The 20,616-nt window shown below is 56.4% G+C and carries 18 protein-coding genes; 14 read left to right on the top strand and 4 right to left on the bottom strand.

The features are described from left to right. Positions 1–201: 201 nt before the first annotated feature. Genes H1D41_RS13865 through H1D41_RS13850 form a run of 4 tightly spaced genes read right to left on the bottom strand, consistent with a single transcriptional unit; the run spans position 202 to position 5,714 of the window. Entirely contained in the window at positions 202–2,868 is a 2,667-nt protein-coding gene (locus H1D41_RS13865) for a hypothetical protein (protein ID WP_228849477.1), read from the bottom strand. 26 nt (positions 2,869–2,894) lie between these two features. After that, positions 2,895–3,578: a PIG-L deacetylase family protein gene (locus H1D41_RS13860; RefSeq protein WP_228849476.1), complete on the bottom strand. Its 684-nt coding sequence runs from the start codon at positions 3,576–3,578 to the stop codon at positions 2,895–2,897. A 3-nt stretch (positions 3,579–3,581) separates the two neighbouring features. Continuing rightward, positions 3,582–4,748, bottom strand: a complete 1,167-nt coding sequence (neuC, locus tag H1D41_RS13855) for a UDP-N-acetylglucosamine 2-epimerase (protein WP_228849475.1) — start codon at positions 4,746–4,748, stop codon at positions 3,582–3,584. Between the two features lie 9 nt (positions 4,749–4,757). Next, a complete protein-coding gene (locus H1D41_RS13850; protein WP_228849474.1) occupies positions 4,758–5,714 on the bottom strand; it encodes a GNAT family N-acetyltransferase in 957 nt (318 codons plus the stop codon). 184 nt (positions 5,715–5,898) lie between these two features. Between H1D41_RS13850 and H1D41_RS13845 the strand changes: the two genes are divergently transcribed. The 14 genes from H1D41_RS13845 to H1D41_RS13780 form a co-directional block, all read left to right on the top strand. After that, positions 5,899–7,065, top strand: a complete 1,167-nt coding sequence (locus H1D41_RS13845; protein ID WP_228849473.1) for a DegT/DnrJ/EryC1/StrS family aminotransferase — start codon at positions 5,899–5,901, stop codon at positions 7,063–7,065. Continuing rightward, positions 7,062–8,132, top strand: coding sequence for a nucleotidyltransferase family protein (locus tag H1D41_RS13840; protein WP_228849472.1), 1,071 nt, complete (start codon positions 7,062–7,064; stop codon positions 8,130–8,132). The genes H1D41_RS13845 and H1D41_RS13840 overlap by 4 nt, the downstream gene beginning before the upstream one ends. Further along, positions 8,129–9,373 (top strand): polysaccharide biosynthesis protein, encoded by a 1,245-nt coding sequence (locus tag H1D41_RS13835; protein ID WP_228849471.1) that lies wholly within the window; start codon positions 8,129–8,131, stop codon positions 9,371–9,373. Before H1D41_RS13840 ends, H1D41_RS13835 begins: the two co-directional genes overlap by 4 nt. A gap of 10 nt (positions 9,374–9,383) precedes the next feature. Continuing rightward, complete coding sequence (neuB, locus tag H1D41_RS13830; RefSeq protein WP_228849470.1) at positions 9,384–10,400, top strand: N-acetylneuraminate synthase; 1,017 nt, start codon at positions 9,384–9,386, stop codon at positions 10,398–10,400. Further along, entirely contained in the window at positions 10,393–11,019 is a 627-nt protein-coding gene (locus H1D41_RS13825; RefSeq protein WP_228849469.1) for a NeuD/PglB/VioB family sugar acetyltransferase, read from the top strand. Before neuB ends, H1D41_RS13825 begins: the two co-directional genes overlap by 8 nt. Continuing rightward, the gene (locus H1D41_RS13820; RefSeq protein ID WP_228849468.1) at positions 11,016–12,002 is read left to right on the top strand and encodes a Gfo/Idh/MocA family protein; all 987 of its coding nucleotides are present in this window, start codon (positions 11,016–11,018) and stop codon (positions 12,000–12,002) included. Before H1D41_RS13825 ends, H1D41_RS13820 begins: the two co-directional genes overlap by 4 nt. Continuing rightward, on the top strand, positions 11,999–12,703 hold the full coding sequence (locus H1D41_RS13815) for an acylneuraminate cytidylyltransferase family protein (RefSeq protein WP_228849467.1): 705 nt from the start codon (positions 11,999–12,001) through the stop codon (positions 12,701–12,703). Before H1D41_RS13820 ends, H1D41_RS13815 begins: the two co-directional genes overlap by 4 nt. Next, positions 12,696–13,499, top strand: a complete 804-nt coding sequence (locus tag H1D41_RS13810; RefSeq protein WP_228849466.1) for an SDR family oxidoreductase — start codon at positions 12,696–12,698, stop codon at positions 13,497–13,499. The genes H1D41_RS13815 and H1D41_RS13810 overlap by 8 nt, the downstream gene beginning before the upstream one ends. Then, on the top strand, positions 13,493–14,443 hold the full coding sequence (locus tag H1D41_RS13805) for a hypothetical protein (protein WP_228849465.1): 951 nt from the start codon (positions 13,493–13,495) through the stop codon (positions 14,441–14,443). Before H1D41_RS13810 ends, H1D41_RS13805 begins: the two co-directional genes overlap by 7 nt. A gap of 22 nt (positions 14,444–14,465) precedes the next feature. After that, positions 14,466–15,446, top strand: coding sequence for a Gfo/Idh/MocA family protein (locus H1D41_RS13800; protein WP_228849464.1), 981 nt, complete (start codon positions 14,466–14,468; stop codon positions 15,444–15,446). Then, positions 15,443–16,354, top strand: coding sequence for an SGNH/GDSL hydrolase family protein (locus H1D41_RS13795; protein ID WP_228849463.1), 912 nt, complete (start codon positions 15,443–15,445; stop codon positions 16,352–16,354). Before H1D41_RS13800 ends, H1D41_RS13795 begins: the two co-directional genes overlap by 4 nt. Beyond that, a complete protein-coding gene (locus H1D41_RS13790; protein ID WP_228849462.1) occupies positions 16,351–17,550 on the top strand; it encodes a glycosyltransferase in 1,200 nt (399 codons plus the stop codon). The genes H1D41_RS13795 and H1D41_RS13790 overlap by 4 nt, the downstream gene beginning before the upstream one ends. 527 nt (positions 17,551–18,077) lie before the next feature. Beyond that, positions 18,078–18,407, top strand: coding sequence for a hypothetical protein (locus tag H1D41_RS13785; RefSeq protein WP_228849461.1), 330 nt, complete (start codon positions 18,078–18,080; stop codon positions 18,405–18,407). Positions 18,408–18,478: 71 nt separating this feature from the next. Then, the coding region (locus tag H1D41_RS13780; RefSeq protein ID WP_228849460.1) for a pre-peptidase C-terminal domain-containing protein at positions 18,479–20,616 on the top strand (2,138 nt) is incomplete at its 3' end.

Here is a 20,616-nt window from a genome sequence, read left to right as displayed (position 1 = left end):
TTGAAAATCGGAATGCAAATAAAGACGCTACGTCTTGCACCCTTTTGAACGCAAGAACGTCAAAGGCGACTGCTTTATGACGCGCGCGAAGGGGTGCGCTCCAACCAGAAAAGCACAGCTTTGACAGGGCAGGCGTCATCCATGTGACAGTGCACTGCCAATTAAACCGGATCACCTGAGTGTTGCACGCCACCGGCTACCCTAAATTTTAAAGACCTGATGTGGACCGTCGATAAACAGGGATTTCGGGCGCGCTTCGTCCGAGCGCAACGCGCGTTCGGGTGGGAGAGCGATCACATCACTGACAAGCTTTTTGAACGGCCCTTCGAACCCTTCCAAAAGCTGGGGCTCACGCTGCAAAAATGTGGAGCATAGATCATGATAGGGCTGCGGGTTTTCGATCAGCGCGTTGATCTCACGGCGCAGGGATGGCGCGTCGGAAAAAAGTGGGCCGCCAATAATCTCGTGCTGGTTCAAGGGGTATTGGGTATCGCCGTTGGTTACACAGAAGACGGGCCTGCGGTACAATGCGGCCTCAAGAACGGTGGCGCTGTACCCGGACATGACCAGATCAGAGGCCTCGATCACCGCAATCGCATCCGCCTCAAGAACTACGACACGCGCGGTTGCGTTCAGTTCTTGTACGATAGCGTGATAGGCCGCAACACGGCTTGCCGTCTCCTCGGGGTGGGTTTTAAGGACGAGCGTGCAGTCAATGTTATCTGTCGCCTCAAGGATAATTCTCCAGACCTCTGAGATCTGGCTCCAGTCGGAGGGCTGGGAGAAGAAGGAAAAGACGGGTTTGCCCTGCGGGAATGTAATCTCGTTGGCCTCGGACAGCTCGGCGCGGACAGTTGCGGTACGCTCTGCCAGATCATAGTCGACAGGTGCCTCAAGACGTGGGGACCCGACCACAGGTGCACGGTCAAGCGACATGCCAAAGCCGTCAACTGCGGCTTGTGCAAAGAACTGGCTGATCACACCGTAAAAGTCTGCCGTCACTTTGCTGTAGCGGCAATAGCTGGCATTCAGGCCGTGCGGCTCAACCGCGATAGTGGGCACATTATGACGCCGTGCAGCCTCGGAAAATGCCGTGACGCGCACACTGCGAAAGGGGGTTAACACAGCGATTTTGGGCAGTTGGTCATTGGCTTTGAGGCGCGTGAACCATGCATCACACAAGGTGGCATGCGTTAAATAGGCAAGGATCCCGTCACGCGCGACTGAAGGCAAGCGGTTTAAAATTACATGGGCGACATAGGACGGGCCTACATGATGTACATATTCTTCCAGAAACTCGGTGAGCCAGGCATGCAGGAGTCTGTCGCTCTGATGTGCGCTCTGCGGCATGGGTACAATCGTATCAGGGCGGATCCGTTCATCTGTCAACTGACTGAACGCCATCAGGTTTCCACCCAAAAACGCGATTTTCAGATTTCCGATATCTGCAAGTATTTCGCTGTACGCCGCCGAGGACCTGTTGTAGGCCGCGACTTGTGATGTGGCGAGCAAAACACGCGGTTTATCCGTCTCCGGCCACTCAGGAAAGGTTGGCAGAACTGCTTGTATGCGATTTTGCATTGCTTTGATGGCAGGCAGCAGCGGCTGTTTGTCTGGCTCTGCTTCAACGCTTAAATCTGGCTTCGTCGACAGCACTTTCATCAGGTCTGCAAAGGCGTTGAGCCCCGCTGTGTTCGGGGACAGGCAGACCGCCTCGACCCGGTTATCGCTGCGCAGCTCTTCGATGCCAGACAGCATGCGCACAAAGTCACTATTGGCCTTAGGTGTCGCCGTGTTGCTGCCGCCCATGGCGACGACAATGTGATCAAACTCCGGCGAAGTGACCAGCTTTTCCAAAGCAACAAACTGAAGGCAGGGGAAGAAGAGCGTATCCGCCAGTGCAATCTCAGTACCTGCGATGTCGGTCATGGGAAACGCATCTGGGGTGCTCTCGTCCAGCGCATGAACGATACTTTCGGCAGCCGCGCGCGTATCTTCGTGCACGCGGTGATAGTCGGGGCTGAATCTGGTGATTCTGCTGCGCAAATGCTCGACATCGACCTGACAGTCACCGCAATGCTGCATCCGATCTTCAAAGCTGACCCGCCCGTAGAGATCATCGAGAATAAACACTGTGACCTTCTCCGCGCCCTGAAACAGCAGTGGCAGCGTGGGAACATGGCGGTTTGAGGCGGCGATGATCAGGCGGTGGGATTTGGGCGATCTGAACCCCGAGGCAGGCAGATATCGCCGCGCGTCTGTGTGCGGTGTTGCGGTGATTGATTTGCCGCAACAGTCAATGAAGCTGCGCGTCACCTTGGTTTTCTGCGGGTTGATTTCGGTGGCCTGCGCTGCGAACGCCGCAGCTTTCTCCTCAGGGAGTAATAGGGTGGCCGTCGCGATGAATGCCCCCAGCAACAACTGGCTGCGTTGGATGCGTTGCTGCGCGTTTGAATCTGCTCCAAAGGTCTCATTCATCAAGCATGTGCGCAGAGCATCCCTGCTAAGCTCGGAGCGGGCCAGATTGATGATCACGTGAGGGTTGCATGCGGCCTGATAGCTTTGCTCGACGAAATGCGCGAGCGCATCGGGATGCTGCTCTGCAAGTTGCAAAAGGCGTGTCTCGACGTTGGGCCATTCATGTGTGTCGCGTACCCGCCAGAATGTTACATTGCTGGCCTCTGGCCCGACTGCACGGTCGGAGATATTGAGCCAAATCCTGAACGCCTTGATCCGCGCTTTGCGGATATTTTGCTTGAACGGAGTGACCAGCTTGCGCTTAATCGTCCCTTTTTTAGCTTGCGCAAAGGCTTTAGGCAACGTCCGCACCTGCTTGAACAGGCCACGTATCCGGGAAATGAAAGGCATAATGCACCCTTTGGATGTAATCGTATCTACTGGTTTGACCGCAACAGCATAAAGCACTCGGCAGCGGCCGTGCCGCATGCAACGCCGCGCACTTCGGCTTGTGCCCGCACGGCCCGAAGGCTGCGAGGAAAGGGGAACGGTTGGATTTCAGCGCCGAACATGCTGGTGATCTCCAGCTTGCGTTCAAGGAAATCCGTGATGTCGACAAAAACGTTTGGTTCGAATTTCTCGCCATCCTGCACTGCGGCGTCCGTCTCGGAGAGCACCTCATAGACAAGCGTGTTGCGCACCGACGGGTATCTGAACCACTTGGCACAGGCTGCCCCCGCCTCATGCAGGGCTGCATGATCGCTGTGCGCATCGCCGCGGTGCGGAAGCAGGATGGTTTCGGGCTCAACCTCTTTCACGACGGCGCCGATGGCTGCAACCAGGTCGCCCATGGGCAGTGTGTCCAGGCGAGCGGCGGGAAAGGGTAAGATATGCACGCTTGCAAATCCGAACGCTTCGGTCACCGTTTCGATCTCTTTATCGCGCAGTGCCATCTTTTCGGCGGGCCAACCGTCTTCGGCGCGCATTTTGGTGCCGATCAGCCAATGTATCGCCCGCCCTTGCGCCGCTGCGCGCAGCAGGGCTCCACCTGCCCCCAGCGTCTCATCATCAGGATGCGGTGCAAGCACCAGAACGGGGCCCTTTTGATCGTCTGAAAACATGCCTCAACCTTCTAATATAAATCGTTTGTGCATCAGTTCCGCGTTGATTTCCGTCTGCGCCAGAACTTGCGCGATCCGTGCGCTGGCCGTGCCGTCGCCGTAAGGTGTCTCGCATTTGGCCACTTGCGCGCGGAACGTTTGGTCGGTGGTGACTTTGGTCAGCGCGTTGGAAATTTCGGCGGGGTCATAATCGGTGAAAATGACGTTGTTGGCATGTTCGCGACCGCGCTGTCGCTTGCCAATGTTCACGGTGGGCAGGCCCAGCGTAGGGGCCTCAAGAATACCCGCCGAGGAATTGCCCACCATTGCAGACGCATGGCGCAGCATATTGACGAATGTCATGCGCTCAAGAAATGAGAAAAGTCTGACCCGGTCACATCGCGCCGACAGAGCTGTCAACTCAGCCACGACAGCATCATTGCCCGGATCGGTGTTGGGCATCATCGCCACGATGTTGAGACCGCTGTTTTCCAGGACCTCCGATATGGTGGCCATATGTTCGCGCGCGGCGGAAAAATCGGTAATTGTGGGGTGATAGAGGAACACGACATAGGGCGCACCGTTGAACTCCAGCCCCATCGCACCCTCAACCGCTGCGCGGTCCATATGCGGTGTGCTGATCAGTCGGTCGAGGCCTGAGGCTCCCACCACATTAATCCGCCAGCCTTCCTCACCCAATGCACGCAGCCGCGCACCGCTCAGTGGTGTGGTGGCCATGTGTAAGTTCGCTAATTTAGAGACTGCATGACGGATCGGGTTATCAACATTGCCGTCCTCGGCGTGGTCACCCCCGCCCAGATGCACCACGGGGATATGATGATAGAGGCCCGTCACGGCGCCCGTCAGGGATTCCTCTCGGTCGCCCATCACCACCAGAAAATCAGGCCGCTCCATCGCGAACAGATCGGTCATGCCTGCCATCTGCAGTGCTGCCCCTTTGACCCGCCCTGACAGTCCGTCAGAAGCCAGCAGGGTGTCGATGCGTGCCGCAATGCGAAAACCGTCCGCTTCTATCTGACTAACCGAATTGCCCAAACGCGTGCTCAAGTGGCCGCCCGTCACGATCACGCTGGCTTCAAGTCCTTCGGTCGCGTTGACTGCGCTGATCACAGGCGCAAGGATATCGTATTCAGAGCGGATGCCTGTGAGAAAGTGAACGTGGCGTGTCATGGTGGCCTTTCAGTAGAGATCGGAATCGAGCATGGCGATACGCCAGCTCCGCGAGTCCGTAAAATCCTTAATCGTGTTTACAAAGCTTCTGCCGCCCAGATACGTCACGGGGGCGCTGGCCGCAAAGCCAAAATGCTCAAGATGCAGGCGCGCCGGGTCCATCCGCTGGGACCAGCAGTTCATCTGCTTGATCCCGTCCCGGGCCGCACGCTGGCGGATTTCTGCCAGAAGGGCCATCACGTGAGCACCCTGCGTGCCGCAGATGTCCACGATGTCCACGGCAGCATCGCCGAATGATTTGGTGATCGCATAGCCTGCAATTTGTCCAGCGCCCGCAGGAATGACATAATGGGTGTAGGTGTTGATCGGATTGCGATCAACCCGCCAGCCCAGCGTGGCCGCATCGCGCAAACCCATCACAGTACCTGCCTGAGCGCCCCGCTTTTTAACCTCCCAAAATCGTGCATCGATCACGTCAACTGTTTCGACCTTGAGTGCCGGGTCGATCTTTGGGACGCGCGTGGTTTTAACTGCCATCGATAGCGACGTGATATCGTCAATCGGCTGCCATGCCAGTTTACGCTGTCGTGTGGCGTTGATCATCGCATTGGGAAAGCCCCATACAGCTGCATATCCATCGCCGCGCAAGCTGTCATAAAGCGCCTGGCCCACCGTTTCGACCAGCCCCAGGCCGCGGTCGTCGGGGTGGGTCATCGTGGTCATGGACATGGCCGAGGGGATCACCTCTCCTTCATAATACAGAGGTGCCTGACTTGCGCCGTAATGCGCGGCCAGCCTGTCACCCTTCCATGCCAGCATGATCAGGGGGCCGCCCGCAGGGTGATCGCTAAACCGCCAGCGCCAGAACTCAGGTGTCAGTCTGCGCCCGAAACTTGCGTGAAACAAATCCAGAATGGCATGCTCGTCACCAGGCTGCCAGGGACGGATATCATAGCCTTTGGTCATATGTCTGGCGTCCTTGTCATCGTAACGGCTTTCGGGTAACAGATATCCAGGAAGCCGAGCCGGATGTCAATCAAGGTGGTCTGCTCGTTGCATCTGTGTTAAGGATTTGGGTGAGTGATACGGGCGTTTACGACACGCTGCGGATCGCCCCGAAATATAAGAATTCGAAGGTTATATTGTTATTATGATCCCCCTCGCCGTCCCGAATCTCAATGGAAACGAAGCTGCTTATTTGCAAGACTGTATTACCTCCACTTTTGTTTCTACGGTTGGTCCGTTTGTAAACGATTTTGAGGAGCGTATCGCAGCACTAAGCGGGACATCCACCGCCGCTGTTTTGTGCAGTGGAACTACAGCGTTGCATCTGGCGCTTGAAGGGTTGGGCATTGGCGAGGGGGATCTGGTGATGGTTCCTTCCCTTACGTTTATTGCCAGCGCCAATTCCGTCAGTCATGCGCGCGCGGATGTGTGGCTGGTCGACGTAGGTGCCAGTGACTGGATGTTGGATACTGCCCGCGCCCGCGCCGCTATCGAGAGCCAGACTGATGCACACCCCGACGGGCGCCTGCACCGCGCCAGCGGCAAAATCCTGCGCGCCATTATGCCTGTCATGGTCATGGGGGCTGTGCCTGATTTCGACGGCTTGATTGCGTTGGCGAAAGAGTTCGGCCTGCGGGTGATTGTAGATGCTGCCGCCGCGATCGGCACAACCTATGGCGCACAGGTGCCACTGGGTGCAACGGGCGTTGATGCGGTGTGCTATTCCTTCAACGGCAACAAGACCGTCACATGTGGCGGCGGAGGTGCGGTGGCCGCGCAGGATGAGGCTCTAATAGCGCGGATCAAACATCTTAGCTCGACAGGACGTGTGGGTGCGAATTACGACCACGATATAGTGGCCTATAACTACCGCATGACCAATCTGCAGGCTGCCGTTGGTATGGCCCAGCTAGAGCGGCTGGAGGATTTTCTTGCGGCCAAGAAATCGATCCGCGATGCCTATGCCAATTTTGCGGCGAATTCCGCCGTGCTCAGCGCATTTCCTGAACCGCCGCACGGCCAGAACGGCCACTGGTTTTCTGGTTTTTGGTACACAGGCGATACACCCGAAATTGGGGCAAAATTCCGCGCGCATATGAAAGCGGCTGGCATTGATTTGCGCCCTTTCTGGAAACCGCTTCATCTTCAAACTCCCTATCTCGATGCGTGGGCCGAGCCGATGCCCGTGACCGGAGACCTTTGGGAACGTATCTTTCCGCTGCCTTGCTCCACCCATATCCCGGATGCTGACAAGGCTACCGTTCTTGCTGCAGCTGCAGCGTTCTGGGACAACCACGGAGCACGCGCATGAGACTGGCAAATTACAACGGCGACGATTTGGCCGCGCTGTGCGTGCGCGAGGATCAGACGATACAGGATGCCATGCGCATTATGAGCAACGCGGGCCTGCGACTGGTCCCTGTTGTGGCCGCACAGGGTGGTGACTTTGTCGGCGTGATCGCGGATGGTGATATCAGGCGCTATCTGTCGGAAAACGATGACGTGCATATTCCGACTTCCGAGGTCGTCAACAGATCGCCCGTGAAGATTGAAGCCGACATCTCCGTGGTGGATGCCCGCGCCATGATGATACGCCACGGGGTCGAATACATGCCGTTGGTGCGCAACAACAAGATCGAGGCGTTGTTCGTGCTGTGGGTTGCTTCCGATTCCAAGTCGCTGACAGCGGTGATCATGGCGGGCGGGCTGGGCAAACGTCTGGCCCCGCTGACCGACGATTGCCCCAAACCGATGCTGGAACTGGGGGGTAAACCGATCCTGAGCCACATCATCGAAGGGCTGCGCGATCAGGGCGTGACCCGCTTTGTCCTGTCGACAAACTATCTGTCTGAGATGATCGTGAACCACTTTGGCGATGGTGCGCAGCTGGGCGTTTCGATCTCTTATGTACACGAGCAAAAACGACTGGGCACGGGCGGTGCGCTCAGCCTTGTGGATGTCGAAGAGTTGTCCGAGCCTTTCTTGTGTCTCAACGGTGATATCCTCAACGACATCGACGTGGACGGGTTGCGTCTTCAGCACCAGAGCAACAACTGGGATGCCACGATGGTGGTGCGCAATTTCAATTACACCGTGCCCTATGGTCTGGTCAAAACGTCCCCTGAAGGCGATTTCGTCGAGGCGCAGGAAAAACCCACCATCCAATTCAAGATCAACGCTGGCTATTACATGCTGTCCAAATCGGTGCTGAGAAAAGTCCCTGAAGGCAAATTCTATGACCTGCCCACCCTGTTCACGGACCTTCAGCAGTCTGACATGCACGGCGGCACATTCGTACACGAAGGCCGCTGGATAGACATCGGTGACATTGCTGAGCTCTCCCGCGCCCGCGCTATTTTCGAAGGTAAAACGTCGTGACATCCTTTCATCTGCCCACCCTGGATTCCCGTATCGTAGGACGACAGAACAGCTTTTTCACCGAAGATTCCCTGCGTTTTCACGACACCCTGTCGGAAAAAATCAAAGGGTCGCGCATTCTGGTCATTGGTGGGGCTGGCTCTATCGGGTTTCATACGCTGCGCAATGTCATGCGGTTTGCCCCTTCGGTGGTACATGTGATCGACCACAACGAGAACGGTCTGGCCGAGGTCATTCGTGCCCTGCGGTCTGCGCCTGAGCCTGTACTGGTGGACGAGTTGTTGACCCTGCCATTCGATTATGGTGGCGCGCCGTTCAAACACTGGCTGGCGGCACAAAGCAAACCCTACGACTATGTGCTGAACTTCGCCGCCCTCAAACATGTCCGTTCCGAGAAAGATCCCTATTCCATCCTGGCCATGCTCGAGACCAACGTGCTCAAGCTGGTGGATCTGGCGCAGGGGCTTGAGGGGATCGGTGCGCCGAAGGGCCTTTTTTGCGTGTCCACAGACAAAGCTGCAAACCCCAGCTCGATGATGGGGGCGACCAAAAGGCTGATGGAGCATGCATTGTTTGCGCCCAATCTGGCGTGGACCCAGCAAACCCGGATCACCTCTGCGCGCTTTGCCAATGTGGCGATGTCCAACGGCTCCTTGCTGCAAAGCTGGCAAATGCGCCAGGCCGCGGGTCAGCCGATGGCCTGCCCCGAAGGCTGCCGTCGCTTCTTTGTCTCGCTTGATGAATCAGGTCATCTGTGCACGCTTGCCGCCTTCCTTGGTCAGGACCGCAGTGTCATTGTGCCAGCCCTTGACCCTGCCGAGCATCTTGTGCTGCTCCAGGATGTGGCCACATGGTATCTGGATGCTCAGGGTCTCAAGCCGTGGGTCACCCGTGACGAGGATGAGGCACGCAGCATGGTCGCGACCTGCAAGGCGCGTGGCGAATATCCCTTGCTGCTTACACCGCTCGATACCGCTGGGGAGAAGCCCTATGAAGAATTCATCGGTGCAGGTGAGAGCGTGACGCGCGGAGATTTCACCTCGCTTGAGCAGATTGGTTATCTGCCGCCCGCCGACGCGGCCGTCTTTCCCGCTTTTATCGAGACCTTGCGCGGGTTCCTGAGCGACCAGCCGCAAACAACGCTCACCGAAGAGGTGTTGAAAAATGCAATCGCAACGGTCGAGCCTGCCTTTGCCCAAAGCCACCGCGCCAGCGCAAAATCGCTGGACGCCCGTGTGTAGGACGCACATTATGGATGACCCTTGCTATATCATTGCTGAAATCGGTGTGAACCATAACGGATCGTTTGATCTGGCCTGTGAACTGATTGATGCCGCCGTCGCCTGCAAGGCCGATGCTGTCAAGTTTCAGACCTTTCGTGCCACAGATCTGGTCACTGCAAGTGCTGCAAAAGCCGCCTATCAAAGTGCGAATACCGAAAATAACGACAGTCAGTTTGCGATGCTCAAAGCGCTTGAGTTGTCGGAGGACACCTTTGCCAAACTCAACGCCTATTGTCAGCAAAGGGGGATTGCGTTTCTGTCGACACCCTTCAGTGAGGACGCCGTCGATGTCCTCGCTCGGATCGGGGTGAACGCCTATAAGGTCAGCTCGGGCGACCTGACGCATCTTGATCTGCTGTCCTACATGGCCAAACAGGGGCGCCCGATCATTCTGTCCACGGGTATGGGAACCATCGGCGAGGTGGAAGAGGCCTTGAATGCCATTCAGTCTGCGGGTGATGTTGACGTCTCATTGCTGCATTGCGTGTCCAACTATCCCGCGGCCCCCGAGGATTGTAATCTGGCGGCGATGGACACGATGGCGCAGGCTTTTGGCTTGCCCGTGGGATGGTCCGATCACACACTGGGGCCAGAGATTTCATGGGCGGCGGTGGCGCGCGGAGCAAAGGTGATCGAAAAGCATATTACCCTTGATCAAACCCTGCCGGGCCCGGATCACAAAGCTTCGATGGAACCTGATGATTTTGCGGAGTTCGTCGCGGGTATCCGCCGGATCGAAGCTGCCATTGGCACGGGGCGCAAAGGGCCTACGGAAGCGGAAAAGCAAACAGCACTTGTTGGCCGCCGGTCCATCACAGCCGTGCATGATTTGCCCAAGGGCACTGTTTTGACCGCCGCCGACCTCAAGGTGGTGCGACCAGGTACAGGGCTTGCGCCACGGATGATGGATTTTGTCATAGGCTCAGTGCTGACCCGAGATGTGGCCGCAGATACACCAATAGTCGCAGGCGATATTCATGCCTGATACGCCTCTCATTCTTATCGGTTCGGGCGGCCATGCCTGTGTCGTCGCCGAAGCCGCGCATTTGGCTGGATGGCAGATTGCGGGGCATGTCGCACCGCAGGCTGGTGGTGATGCGCTGCTTGGCGAATGGCTGGGGGATGACAGTGCGCTGGGCAAGTACCTTGCTGGGGGGGCTATGTGTGCCATCGGTCTGGGGTTCGTTGACGCAGCATCAGCGCAACGGCGCGCAGCGATCCTGGCAGGGCTGGACACCGATACTCTTGCTACAATCATTCACCCAGACGCCAGCGTCTCGCCTAATGCGCAGCTCGGCTCCGGGTGTTTTATCGCAGCGCAAAGCGTGGTCGCGACCGGGGTAACCATTGGGTGCGGCGCTATTGTGAACACCGGCGCTATAGTCGAGCATCACAACACCATCGGTCAGAACGCACATATCGCAACGGGCGCGCGGCTTACGGGTAACGTGCATGTGGGTGACAACGTGCTGATCGGTGCAGCCTGCGTGGTACGCCAGGGGTTGCGCATCGGGGATGGGGCGGTTGTTGGTGCGGGATGCGTGGTGCTGTCGGATGTGGCCCCGAATACGGTCTTTATCGGTCGCCGGGGGCAAGAATCATGATCGGCTCTGCACTTGTCATAGGTCTTGGATCTATTGGGCGGCGGCATCTGCGCAATCTGGCCACGCGGTTTCCCGATGCCGATCTGCATGTATTACGCCATCGCGATGCCCCGGATGCAGAGGCAAGCGCTATGGGTGCCACTCTGCACAGCGACCCTGGTCATATCCTGGAGATGGATATTGATCTGGTCGTTCTGGCCACGCCTTCGGCCAACCATATTGACCTGCTGCCTCGTCTGATCGCCAAAGGCTGTCACTTGCTTGTGGAAAAGCCCATCGTTTCTACGATGACCGATTGCGATTTGGTGTTGAAGGCATTGCAGAACGCCCCTGCGGCTGTGCGGGTCTCGGGGTTTAATTTCCGTTACCTGCCTTCCCTGCAAAAAGCGCAGGCCCTGATTGCCAGTGGCACACTTGGACAGATCGCCAGAGCAAGCTTTACGGCCGGTCTGTGGTTGCCCGCCTGGCGACCTGATCAGGATTACACCAAAGGCTATTCTGCTGATGCTGCGCGCGGTGGCGGGGTCGAAATGGATCTGGTGCACGAGATCGACGTGGCGCGCTGGTTCTTTGGTGATCTGAAAATGGATTTTGCTAAGGGCGGCCATCAAAGCCACCTTACACTGCAGGCAAACGACACATCGCTGGCCGTACTGTCGGGCGCGCAGGGCGGCCCGTTTGTGCAAATCGCCCTTGATTATGTTTCGCGCCGACGGTTGCGGCACTATGAGATTGTCGGCGATGCGTCAGGTCTGCATTGGGATCTGTCAGGCACTCTGGAGCACCTGAAGCCTGAGGGCGTGACACCTCTCGCGCAAGCGCCTGAGGATTTTGACGTGACCCAGACCTATCTTGCCATGTTCGACAGTATGGCCGCCGCCATCGCCTGCGATACAACCTTCCCCCATCCCCAAAGCCTTGAGGACGGGATTGCCAGCACCCGCCTCGCGATTGAGATCAGAGACAAAGGGTCCTCCCAATGACAACCATCTGCACCATCTGCGCCCGCGGCGGATCAAAGGGCGTGCCGCGCAAAAACGTGCGCGAGCTCTGTGGCAAACCGCTGATTGCCTATACCATCGAGCAAGCACTGGCCTGTGACCAGATTGATGATGTCTATGTATCGACGGACGATGACGAGATTGCACAAGTCGCCCGCGATTATGGCGCACGTGTCCCCTTCAAACGCCCTGCCGTCCTTGCCACCTCTGAGGCGGGTAAACTGGAGGTGATCATCCATCTGATCGAACAAATCGAAGCATCCGGCGTGCGCGTGGACCGTGTGATAGACCTTGATCCTACTTCGCCGCTGCGACTGCAATCTGATATTGATGCCGCGATTGACCTTCTGAGTGAGGATACAGATGCGGTAATCACGGGCTATGTCGCGGAGAAGAACCCCTATTTTAACATGGTTGAGGCCAAGGAAGACGGTAACATCCGTCTGGTCAAAACCCTTGAGGGCGGTGTGTTCTCGCGCCAGGCCGCACCAGCAGTGTACTCCATGAATGCCTCCATCTATGTCTGGCACCGCGCCACGCTGGCAGGTGGGCTGTGGGCTGGCCGTACCCGTATTCACAAAATGCCCCATGAACGGTCGGTCGACATCGACAGTGAAATCGATTTCAAACTGGTCCAACTGCTGATGAACGAGACCCGCAATAAGGATACCGACCATGGCTGATACACTCTCGTCCACGCCGACCGCTGCGAAAATCATTGTACTGACAGGTGGCGGCGGGTTCCTTGGAACAGCCATGACCCGGCGCCTGACCCGCGATGGCCACGCCGTTGCAGTGGTGGACCGCGACCTTGAGAGCGCGACCAAATCAGCTGCGGGTGCCGATGCGGCAGGTCGTGCCATCGGGTATGCCTGTGATGTCTCCGATCGCGCGGCACTTGTTGACCTCAAGGCAAAAGTCGAGCGCGATCTGGGCGTGGTGGATGTGCTGATCTGCGGTGCGGCAACAAAATCCGACAATTTCTTTGAACCGTTTGAGACCTTCCCCCTTGAGGATTGGGATTACGTCATGCGCGTGAACCTCACAGGCCCTGCCATGTGCGCGCAGGTCTTTGGTGGGGATATGGCCAAACGTGGCGCAGGCTCGATCATCAACATCCTGTCGATCTATGGCATCGCCGCCCCTGATCAGCGCATCTATGACGGCGCTGTATATGAGGGGCGCGCGATCAACACGCCCGCAATTTATTCGGCATCCAAGGCAGGGCTTTGGGGGTTGACGAAATACCTCGCCAGCTATTGGGGCAAGAACGGGCTGCGCGTGAATGCCGTCACGCCAGGTGGAATTTTCAGCGGTCAGAACGACACGTTCATCAACAACTACTCTGCCCGCACCATGATGGACCGCATGGGAGAACCACATGAGATCGCAGATGCGGTGGCCTTTCTGGCATCCGACGGATCATCCTACATCACGGGGCAAAACCTGATCGTCGACGGAGGGCTGACAGCATGGTGAAGAAAATCCTTTTGTGCGGCTGCGGGAACATCGGTTTTCGCCACCTGCAAGCCTTGGCGCAACTCAAAACGCCTGCCCATATCACCATCGTGGAGCCATTTGCGCAGGGCCACGCTCGTATTACCGATTTCATCACCTCGGAGGAAGCGAACGGCGCTGAACGTTACCGCCTGTTGGGTGCGCTACCGCAAACGCGTGAGGCGTTTGACCTTGCTGTGATCACAACGCGCGCCGATGTGCGTCAGTCGGTTTATGAGGATATCGTCACGCACCACGATGTGACGTCTATCCTGTTCGAGAAGATATTGTTCCAGACGGTGACCGCACTCGACACCGTAGAACGTGATCTGGAGCAACGCAAGATTGCAGGGTTCGTGAACTGCGGCCGCCGCGGATTTGACAACTACCGCGCCATGGCCGCCGAATTTGCAGGCGACACACCCACAGACATCACTGTAACAGGCAGTGCCTTTGGTCTGGCCTCCAATGCGGTGCATTTCCTCGACCTGGCAGAGTTCCTCAACGGCAGCCCCCTCAAAGAGGTGGATCTGTCGCAACTGAACAGTGATACCGCCCAAAGCAAACGCGACGGGCTGGTCGAGATTTTTGGTACCCTGTGCGCAAAGACAGCCAATGGCGGCAAGCTATCGGTAACTTGCGCGGATGAGCCTGGCATGGCCATTGCCATCACCGTGCGCCACGCAGGCCGCAACATCCAGATTGACGAGCTTGGCAATACGAAAACAGAAGGCGGTCAAACGGTCCCATTCGGGACAAAGTTTGTTTCGGGGATGCCTTATCTTTATGATGATGCTCTGCAAACGGACGATCCTGGTCTGACGCCTTACAATGCGTCTGCCCGGCAACATCGTCTCTACCTTGGCGCGATGTGTGATCATCTGAATTTGCCTTCGGGCAATGATACACTTATCCCAATTAGCTAATCTGCAAAAATCAGGAAATATTATGAGCAATATCGGTCAGGTTCTTTTGGTTGGCGCGGGCGGCATGGCCCAGGCCTATGCTGCCGTCCTCACGTCAATGGGCGTCACGCCCAGGGTTTTGGGGCGCAGCCCCGCATCGGCGGCAGCGTTCGAGGCGGCAACAGGCCTTACCCCTGGCACGGGCGATCTGGTGACCCAGCTGGAAGGTGTGGATCCGAACGCCACCGCCATTGTGACTGTGAACGCGCACGCCCTGACTGAGGTGACACAGACTCTGATGAGGCATGGCATCAAGCGCCTCCTGGTTGAAAAACCCGCCGCCCTGGACATGGAAGAGATGGCAAGCCTGCAATCTGTTGCCACTGCAGTCGGGGCAGAAGTTTATGTGGCCTACAACCGCCGTTTCCTGTCGTCGGTGATCGAGGCAGATCGCCTGATCGATCTGGATGGCGGCATTGTCAGCGTGAAGTTTGACTTTTCGGAACCTACGCGCAAAATCGGCGCTTTGGGCAAGCCTGAACGCGAGCTGTCGACGTGGTTTTACGGCAATTCGACCCATGTGATTGACCTGGCCTTTCACTTCTTTGGTCCGCCTGACACCCTTGAGGCGCACGTCGCCGCTCAAGATGGCATTGACTGGCACCCGCAGGCGGGTGTGTTCACAGGTTTCGGCGCCAGTGAAGACGGGGCTACGATCGCGTGGCATTCCAATTGGGTGTCACCTGGTCGTTGGGGGCTGGAGGTCCTCACTCGCGAGCGGCGGATTATCATGCAGCCGCTGGAAAAGCTTCGCATCCAGACACACGATAGTTTTTCTGAAGTTGATCACGTCATCGACGATGCCTGCGATCAGAGCTTCAAGCCTGGATTGTTGCGTCAGACGGCGGCGTTCCTGACAGGGGCGGATGAACAGCGGCTGGTGTCTCTTGAGGCCCACGGCGCGAACATGGTCTTCTATGAGGCGATCCGAAAGGGTACTTCCTACACAAAGGCCAAGACATGAGCGTCGCCTATGAACCTGAAGTAGCTGAAAAGATTGATGCCGCACATGCCTATGCGCAAGAAGGTACAATGGAAATCGCAGTGCAGGAGTTCAGCCTTGTACGCAGCCGTGTGCTGTATCTGGCCGATGCAACTGCACTGGCGGATCGGATCGCGTCGGAGAAGGCCGCTTATGCCCGCGAACGTGAACGCTTCCGCGCGGGGATTACGCCAAAAACAGATGGCACGCGCAAGGTTCTGATCATGGCCGATAGCCTTGGCCTGCCTCGCCCCGATGATCCTGACGGGACGGTCCAGACATATTCCAAACTGATCGACCAGACATATCCCGATCTGTCGGTCGATAGCTTTTGCCAGCGATTTTTTACCACCAAAGACGTCCGTGACGCACTGGCAGCCGATCCTGATCTGGGCCGTGACAGCCACTTTATCCTGCATGTCGGTCTGAACGATTGCGCCAACCGCATGTTTCTGGAACCAGAGCGCCTTGCGCTGGGGTTTTTAACACCTGCAACCCGTAACAAGATCATTGATTTTTCGCGCAAATACCGCAGGCAAATCATTTTGGGTCTGCCGCCGCACCATTATGTGCCGCTGGTGCAGTTTCGTGAAAATCTGGATGTCATCGTGCATCTGCTGCGCGCGCGCAATGTCGGTCATATCATTCTGACATCAATTATCCTGCCGCCTGCACGGTCCTGGCCTGGCACCCCTGGGATAAACCGCAACTTTGCAATGTATAACATGGAAATCATGCACGCTGTGCATGATCATGGCGCACTGCTTTTGGATATGGATCGTCATATCTGGCAGGCCCAAAACCGCGGTGTGCTTAATGCTGACGGCATGCATCTGGCTGAAGGCGGGCATGATCTGTTTTGCAAAAAGTGTGATCCGTATATCCGATGAGCAGCCCCAGGATCCGCGTCACTTTTGTCATTCAAAAGCTCTTGGGGCTGACGGGCGGCGCAGAGCGGATGTTTCTTCAGACGGCTGTCTCCCTGGCCAAACTGGGGATGGAGATTGATCTGGTCATCTACGACACTTCGCCCGCTGCCCCGCAGTTTGACACAGGCGGTCTCACGATAACCAACCTTTGTCCGATCACAAGCACCCCGCGTGAGGGGGGCAACAAAACCGCAGGCAGGCTCAAACGCATACCCCATTCAGGTCCGGTCGGGCATCTCAAATGGGCGATGACCCATGGCATGTTCGAGCGCGCAGTGCGCAAACATCTAAAACGTACAACACCTGATGTGGTGATTGCATTCCTGCCGCCAGCGATCACGGCGGCGGTGCGTGCGGTGGCGACGCTGAATATACCAGTAATTGCGTCTACCCATAACGTCCCCGAACATGATTTTGGATTGGATAGCCCCCGCTGGGATCAAAATCCCGTCTACCGCACCCGTGCGCGCGCGGCCCTGTCGGGAGCCACAAAAATCACAGTGTTGCTCGAGGATTTTAAACGCTGGCTCACGGCGGAGGAGCAGACTCGCACCACCGTGATGCCTAACCCTGTGCAGCGCCTCTCCCCGTCTCCCGTGCAGCCCGCTGACCGCGAAAATATCGTTTTGGCAGTCGGACGTCTGACGGACATAAAACGTTATCATCTTCTGATAGGTGCATGGGCGCAGCTGCACGAGGATTTCCCCGAATGGCGCGTCGACATCTATGGCGAAGGTGATCTGCGCGCCGATTTGAGTGCCCAAATCACCGCTCATGGCCTGGGTGATGTGGTGCGACTATGCGGGGTGACGTCCGATATTGGCGCCATCTATGATCGCGCGCGACTGCTGTGCCATCCCGCCGCATTCGAGGGCTTTGGGTTGTCCGTAGCCGAGGCAATGGCCCACGGAATTCCCGCTATGGGGTTTGCCGATTGCGCAGGCATCAATCAGCTGATCACGTCCCGGCATGACGGCTTTCTGATTGATCCCGCACCCACCCCGCAAGCTGCCCTGACCGCAAGTCTGCACAGCGCGCTGAGCGATCCGGCCCATCTGGAGAAGCTTGGACAGCGTGCCCAAAAAATCGCTCAGACCTATCAGGCCGAAAAAATCGCGATGAAATGGGAAACCCTTGTGCGCGATTGCCTGTCATAGACGCCACCACCAGCTTAGAAATCCCCCTCCCTGTTTCCGGGGTTTATACCCGATGCCTGAATGACGACGTTGCCGGTTGTGGAAAGCGTCCCTAGTGTACCTTCGCGCAACAGTCGCTGCTTGATGTTTGTTTGTGTATGTTTTGGGTTTCTTTACAATGCGGTGTTCCGTTCATGGGCGGGGGAAAGTACCCCGCTGTCCGGGAAAAGGGACGAACATCACATGGTCGATGTTGAAGGATCAGGAAGGGGCTGGTGCCACAGTTTGGTATACAGACAGAGGTTTATGGAACGGCCAGGCCCGAAATGTGTTGGCTGGATCACATGTGACTGTCTTCCGTGAATCTTTAGTGTATTTAATTTGCCCTTTCGTGTATGTCTGAATGTCAGAGTATTCCGGTTCAGCGCCGCGAGATATTCAGTGTAATCAGAGGGCAGGACATACTATTGAAACACAGTACCAGCAGCAGATTGCGCAGCCGCTATTTTGCGTTGCTTCTGATATGTGTTCTGTTCGGAGTATCACTTATGACCTTTTCACCAGGTGCCAATGCGCGCCAGCCAATCCGTCCGATTGTTACGCTGACCTGTGAAGGCCGCCTGTCGCTCTGCCAGGAGATCGTACAGTCGCTGGCCGACTTGAAGCCCGGATATGTTTACCGGATGAACCCCGATCGCAAACCCAATGGATCATTTGACCTGAAGCTTGAACTTGACAGTGCTGGTCATGGCCAGCTGTTCTGGTCAGGTGGTGCGGGGCAAATTACGCCCCGGGCAGGTCAAAGTGACGCCGAGTTTGCCCGCCGAATCGTAGCGAATGCCAGCCCGGATCTGTCCCGGGCGATGGAAAATCCCTGAGATGGGAAAAATGTCATCATCTTTATTTTGCACGCTGCTGGCTGCGAATATTAAATAAAAGGACTTGAAAAATGTGCATCATTTGTAACCTTAGCCAGACCTTTGACCCTATGCGTCATGGCCCTGATCACCCACTGTCTGGCGAAGACACATCTTCTCTGACCGCGCTTGAACGTTCAGGTGCGACTGATGTTGCTGTCGGGGACACAACCTCGGGCACGATCTCTTTCGGGGGCGAGCAGGACGTATTTGAAATTACGCTTGAGGCAGGTCAGGGCTATCTGATTTCAGCACTTGGTTCATCTACCGGCGGTGGAACTCTTAGTGATACTGATCTGCATATCTATGACAGTTCAGGCAATTTGATTACCTATAATGATGGTACTTCCAGCAATGGGTTTGATGCGTCTGCAGTCTTCACCGCATCAGCGACCGGGACCTATTATATTATGGTCGACAGCTACTACTCCACCCGGACTGGCAGCTATCAGTTGCAGGTCGAAGAAAGTATCCTGCCGCCTTCAGGTTCAGATGGCACCTATGAAGAGCTTTCTGAATATCTTCAGAATGAAGGCCAGGGGGAAGGCGCAGAGACAATGGTTTCCTCCAGCACGGTGACCGTCAATATTTCTGCGCTGACAGACCTTGGACAGCAAATGGCCCAATGGGCGATGGAAGCATGGGAAATGGTTGCGGGGGTGGATTTCCAGATTGTTACCTCCGGCGAGATGGTTACGGTGGATGATCTGAACGATGTGACGTCTGATAATCCAAACGGTTATCAGGCCTGGGCTTACTACGGCGCGCAGGGGAATAATAACGGCATTGAAATGATGGTGTCGGAAAGCTGGTTTGACTTTGGCACAACGATGGACAGCTATGCGTTCCAGACATATGTGCATGAGTTCGGGCATATCCTGGGGCTTCACCATCTTGGTCCCTATAACGGGACTGCAACTTTTGGGCAGGACAATTACTTCTCAAATGACAGCTATCAGGTGTCTGTCATGTCTTACTTCAGCCAGACTGAAAACCCGAATGTAGATGCATCTTTTTCCTATGTTGCCGGGCCAATGATCGCTGATATTCTTGCGATCCAGGATTTCTACGGTGCGCCGGGCTCCAGTGGGGTAACCGCCGGAAATACCATTTTTGGCCTGAATTCAAACCTCGGCAATTACATGGATACGCTGTTTGATGCGCTGGCGACCGGCGCAACGTCCGACGTAATTACGGGCAACCGCATGGCTTTCACCCTGTATGATCAGGGTGGTACAGATCTGGTTGACCTGAGTTTCGCAGACAGCGGCACAGACATTAACCTGAACCTCAATGAAGGGATCTTTTCAGATTACGGAACCCATATCGGCGCGTTTAACATTGCGATTGGGACTGTCATTGAAAATGCCACAACTGGTGCTGGTGATGATACCGTGACCGGGAATGATGCGAATAACATCATCCGTGGCGGCGGTGGCAATGACACGCTTTATGGTGGTGTGGGTAATGATGTTCTCGTCGGGGGTTCGGGGGGCGATGTTCTCAACGGTGGTACCGGCGTCGATCGCGCGCAATATCTTGGGGCATCTGCGGTCACGGCTGACCTTCTCAACAGTTCCAATAATACGGGTGCCGCGAGCGGGGATACGTATATTTCCATTGAGCGTCTCTACGGCACTGCCTTTGGGGATGGTTTGTATGGTGACCATGCCACCAATGCGATCTGGGGACACAATGGTAACGATTTCCTCTCTGGCAGAGGGGGCAACGACGCGCTTTACGGTGGCGCGGGCAATGATGTCCTTGTCGGGGGCTCGGGAGGCGATGTTCTCAACGGCGGTGCCGGCTATGATCGCGCGCAATACCTTGGTGGCTCACGCGTAACGGCTGACCTTTTGAATAGTTCCAACAATCGGGGAAATGCCATCGGGGATACCTATATTTCCATCGAACGGCTTTACGGTTCTGCCTTCAACGACTCGCTTTTGGGGGATCATGCCAACAATGCGATCTGGGGGCATTATGGTTCCGACGATCTGTTCGGTCGGGGTGGGAATGACGCGCTTTATGGCGGGGTCGGTACCGATGACCTTTATGGTGGTGCGGGGAATGATTTGCTCAGCGGTGGGGGTGGTGCGGATAAGTTTGTCTTTTTCGCCAATAGCGGCGACGACAAGATCGTGGATTTCCAGAACAATTATGACAAAAT

The sequence above is a fragment of the Halocynthiibacter styelae genome, assembly GCF_016123485.1.
Classification (GTDB): Bacteria; Pseudomonadota; Alphaproteobacteria; order Rhodobacterales; family Rhodobacteraceae; genus Halocynthiibacter; species Halocynthiibacter styelae.
This window is presented reverse-complemented; position numbering and strand designations above follow the sequence as displayed.

What these genes read in the sequence shown, in the direction of transcription:
- H1D41_RS13860 (WP_228849476.1), bottom strand. Translation starts at nt 3,578, where the DNA reads ATGTTTTCAGACGATCAAAAGGGCCCCGTTCTGGTGCTTGCACCGCAT.
- H1D41_RS13805 (WP_228849465.1), top strand. Translation starts at nt 13,493, where the DNA reads ATGGTGAAGAAAATCCTTTTGTGCGGCTGCGGGAACATCGGTTTTCGC.
- H1D41_RS13790 (WP_228849462.1), top strand. Translation starts at nt 16,351, where the DNA reads ATGAGCAGCCCCAGGATCCGCGTCACTTTTGTCATTCAAAAGCTCTTG.
- H1D41_RS13785 (WP_228849461.1), top strand. Translation starts at nt 18,078, where the DNA reads ATGACCTTTTCACCAGGTGCCAATGCGCGCCAGCCAATCCGTCCGATT.
- H1D41_RS13815 (WP_228849467.1), top strand. Translation starts at nt 11,999, where the DNA reads ATGACAACCATCTGCACCATCTGCGCCCGCGGCGGATCAAAGGGCGTG.
- H1D41_RS13865 (WP_228849477.1), bottom strand. Translation starts at nt 2,868, where the DNA reads ATGCCTTTCATTTCCCGGATACGTGGCCTGTTCAAGCAGGTGCGGACG.
- H1D41_RS13825 (WP_228849469.1), top strand. Translation starts at nt 10,393, where the DNA reads ATGCCTGATACGCCTCTCATTCTTATCGGTTCGGGCGGCCATGCCTGT.
- H1D41_RS13840 (WP_228849472.1), top strand. Translation starts at nt 7,062, where the DNA reads ATGAGACTGGCAAATTACAACGGCGACGATTTGGCCGCGCTGTGCGTG.
- H1D41_RS13845 (WP_228849473.1), top strand. Translation starts at nt 5,899, where the DNA reads ATGATCCCCCTCGCCGTCCCGAATCTCAATGGAAACGAAGCTGCTTAT.
- H1D41_RS13850 (WP_228849474.1), bottom strand. Translation starts at nt 5,714, where the DNA reads ATGACCAAAGGCTATGATATCCGTCCCTGGCAGCCTGGTGACGAGCAT.
- H1D41_RS13810 (WP_228849466.1), top strand. Translation starts at nt 12,696, where the DNA reads ATGGCTGATACACTCTCGTCCACGCCGACCGCTGCGAAAATCATTGTA.
- neuC (WP_228849475.1), bottom strand. Translation starts at nt 4,748, where the DNA reads ATGACACGCCACGTTCACTTTCTCACAGGCATCCGCTCTGAATACGAT.
- H1D41_RS13820 (WP_228849468.1), top strand. Translation starts at nt 11,016, where the DNA reads ATGATCGGCTCTGCACTTGTCATAGGTCTTGGATCTATTGGGCGGCGG.
- H1D41_RS13795 (WP_228849463.1), top strand. Translation starts at nt 15,443, where the DNA reads ATGAGCGTCGCCTATGAACCTGAAGTAGCTGAAAAGATTGATGCCGCA.
- H1D41_RS13800 (WP_228849464.1), top strand. Translation starts at nt 14,466, where the DNA reads ATGAGCAATATCGGTCAGGTTCTTTTGGTTGGCGCGGGCGGCATGGCC.
- neuB (WP_228849470.1), top strand. Translation starts at nt 9,384, where the DNA reads ATGGATGACCCTTGCTATATCATTGCTGAAATCGGTGTGAACCATAAC.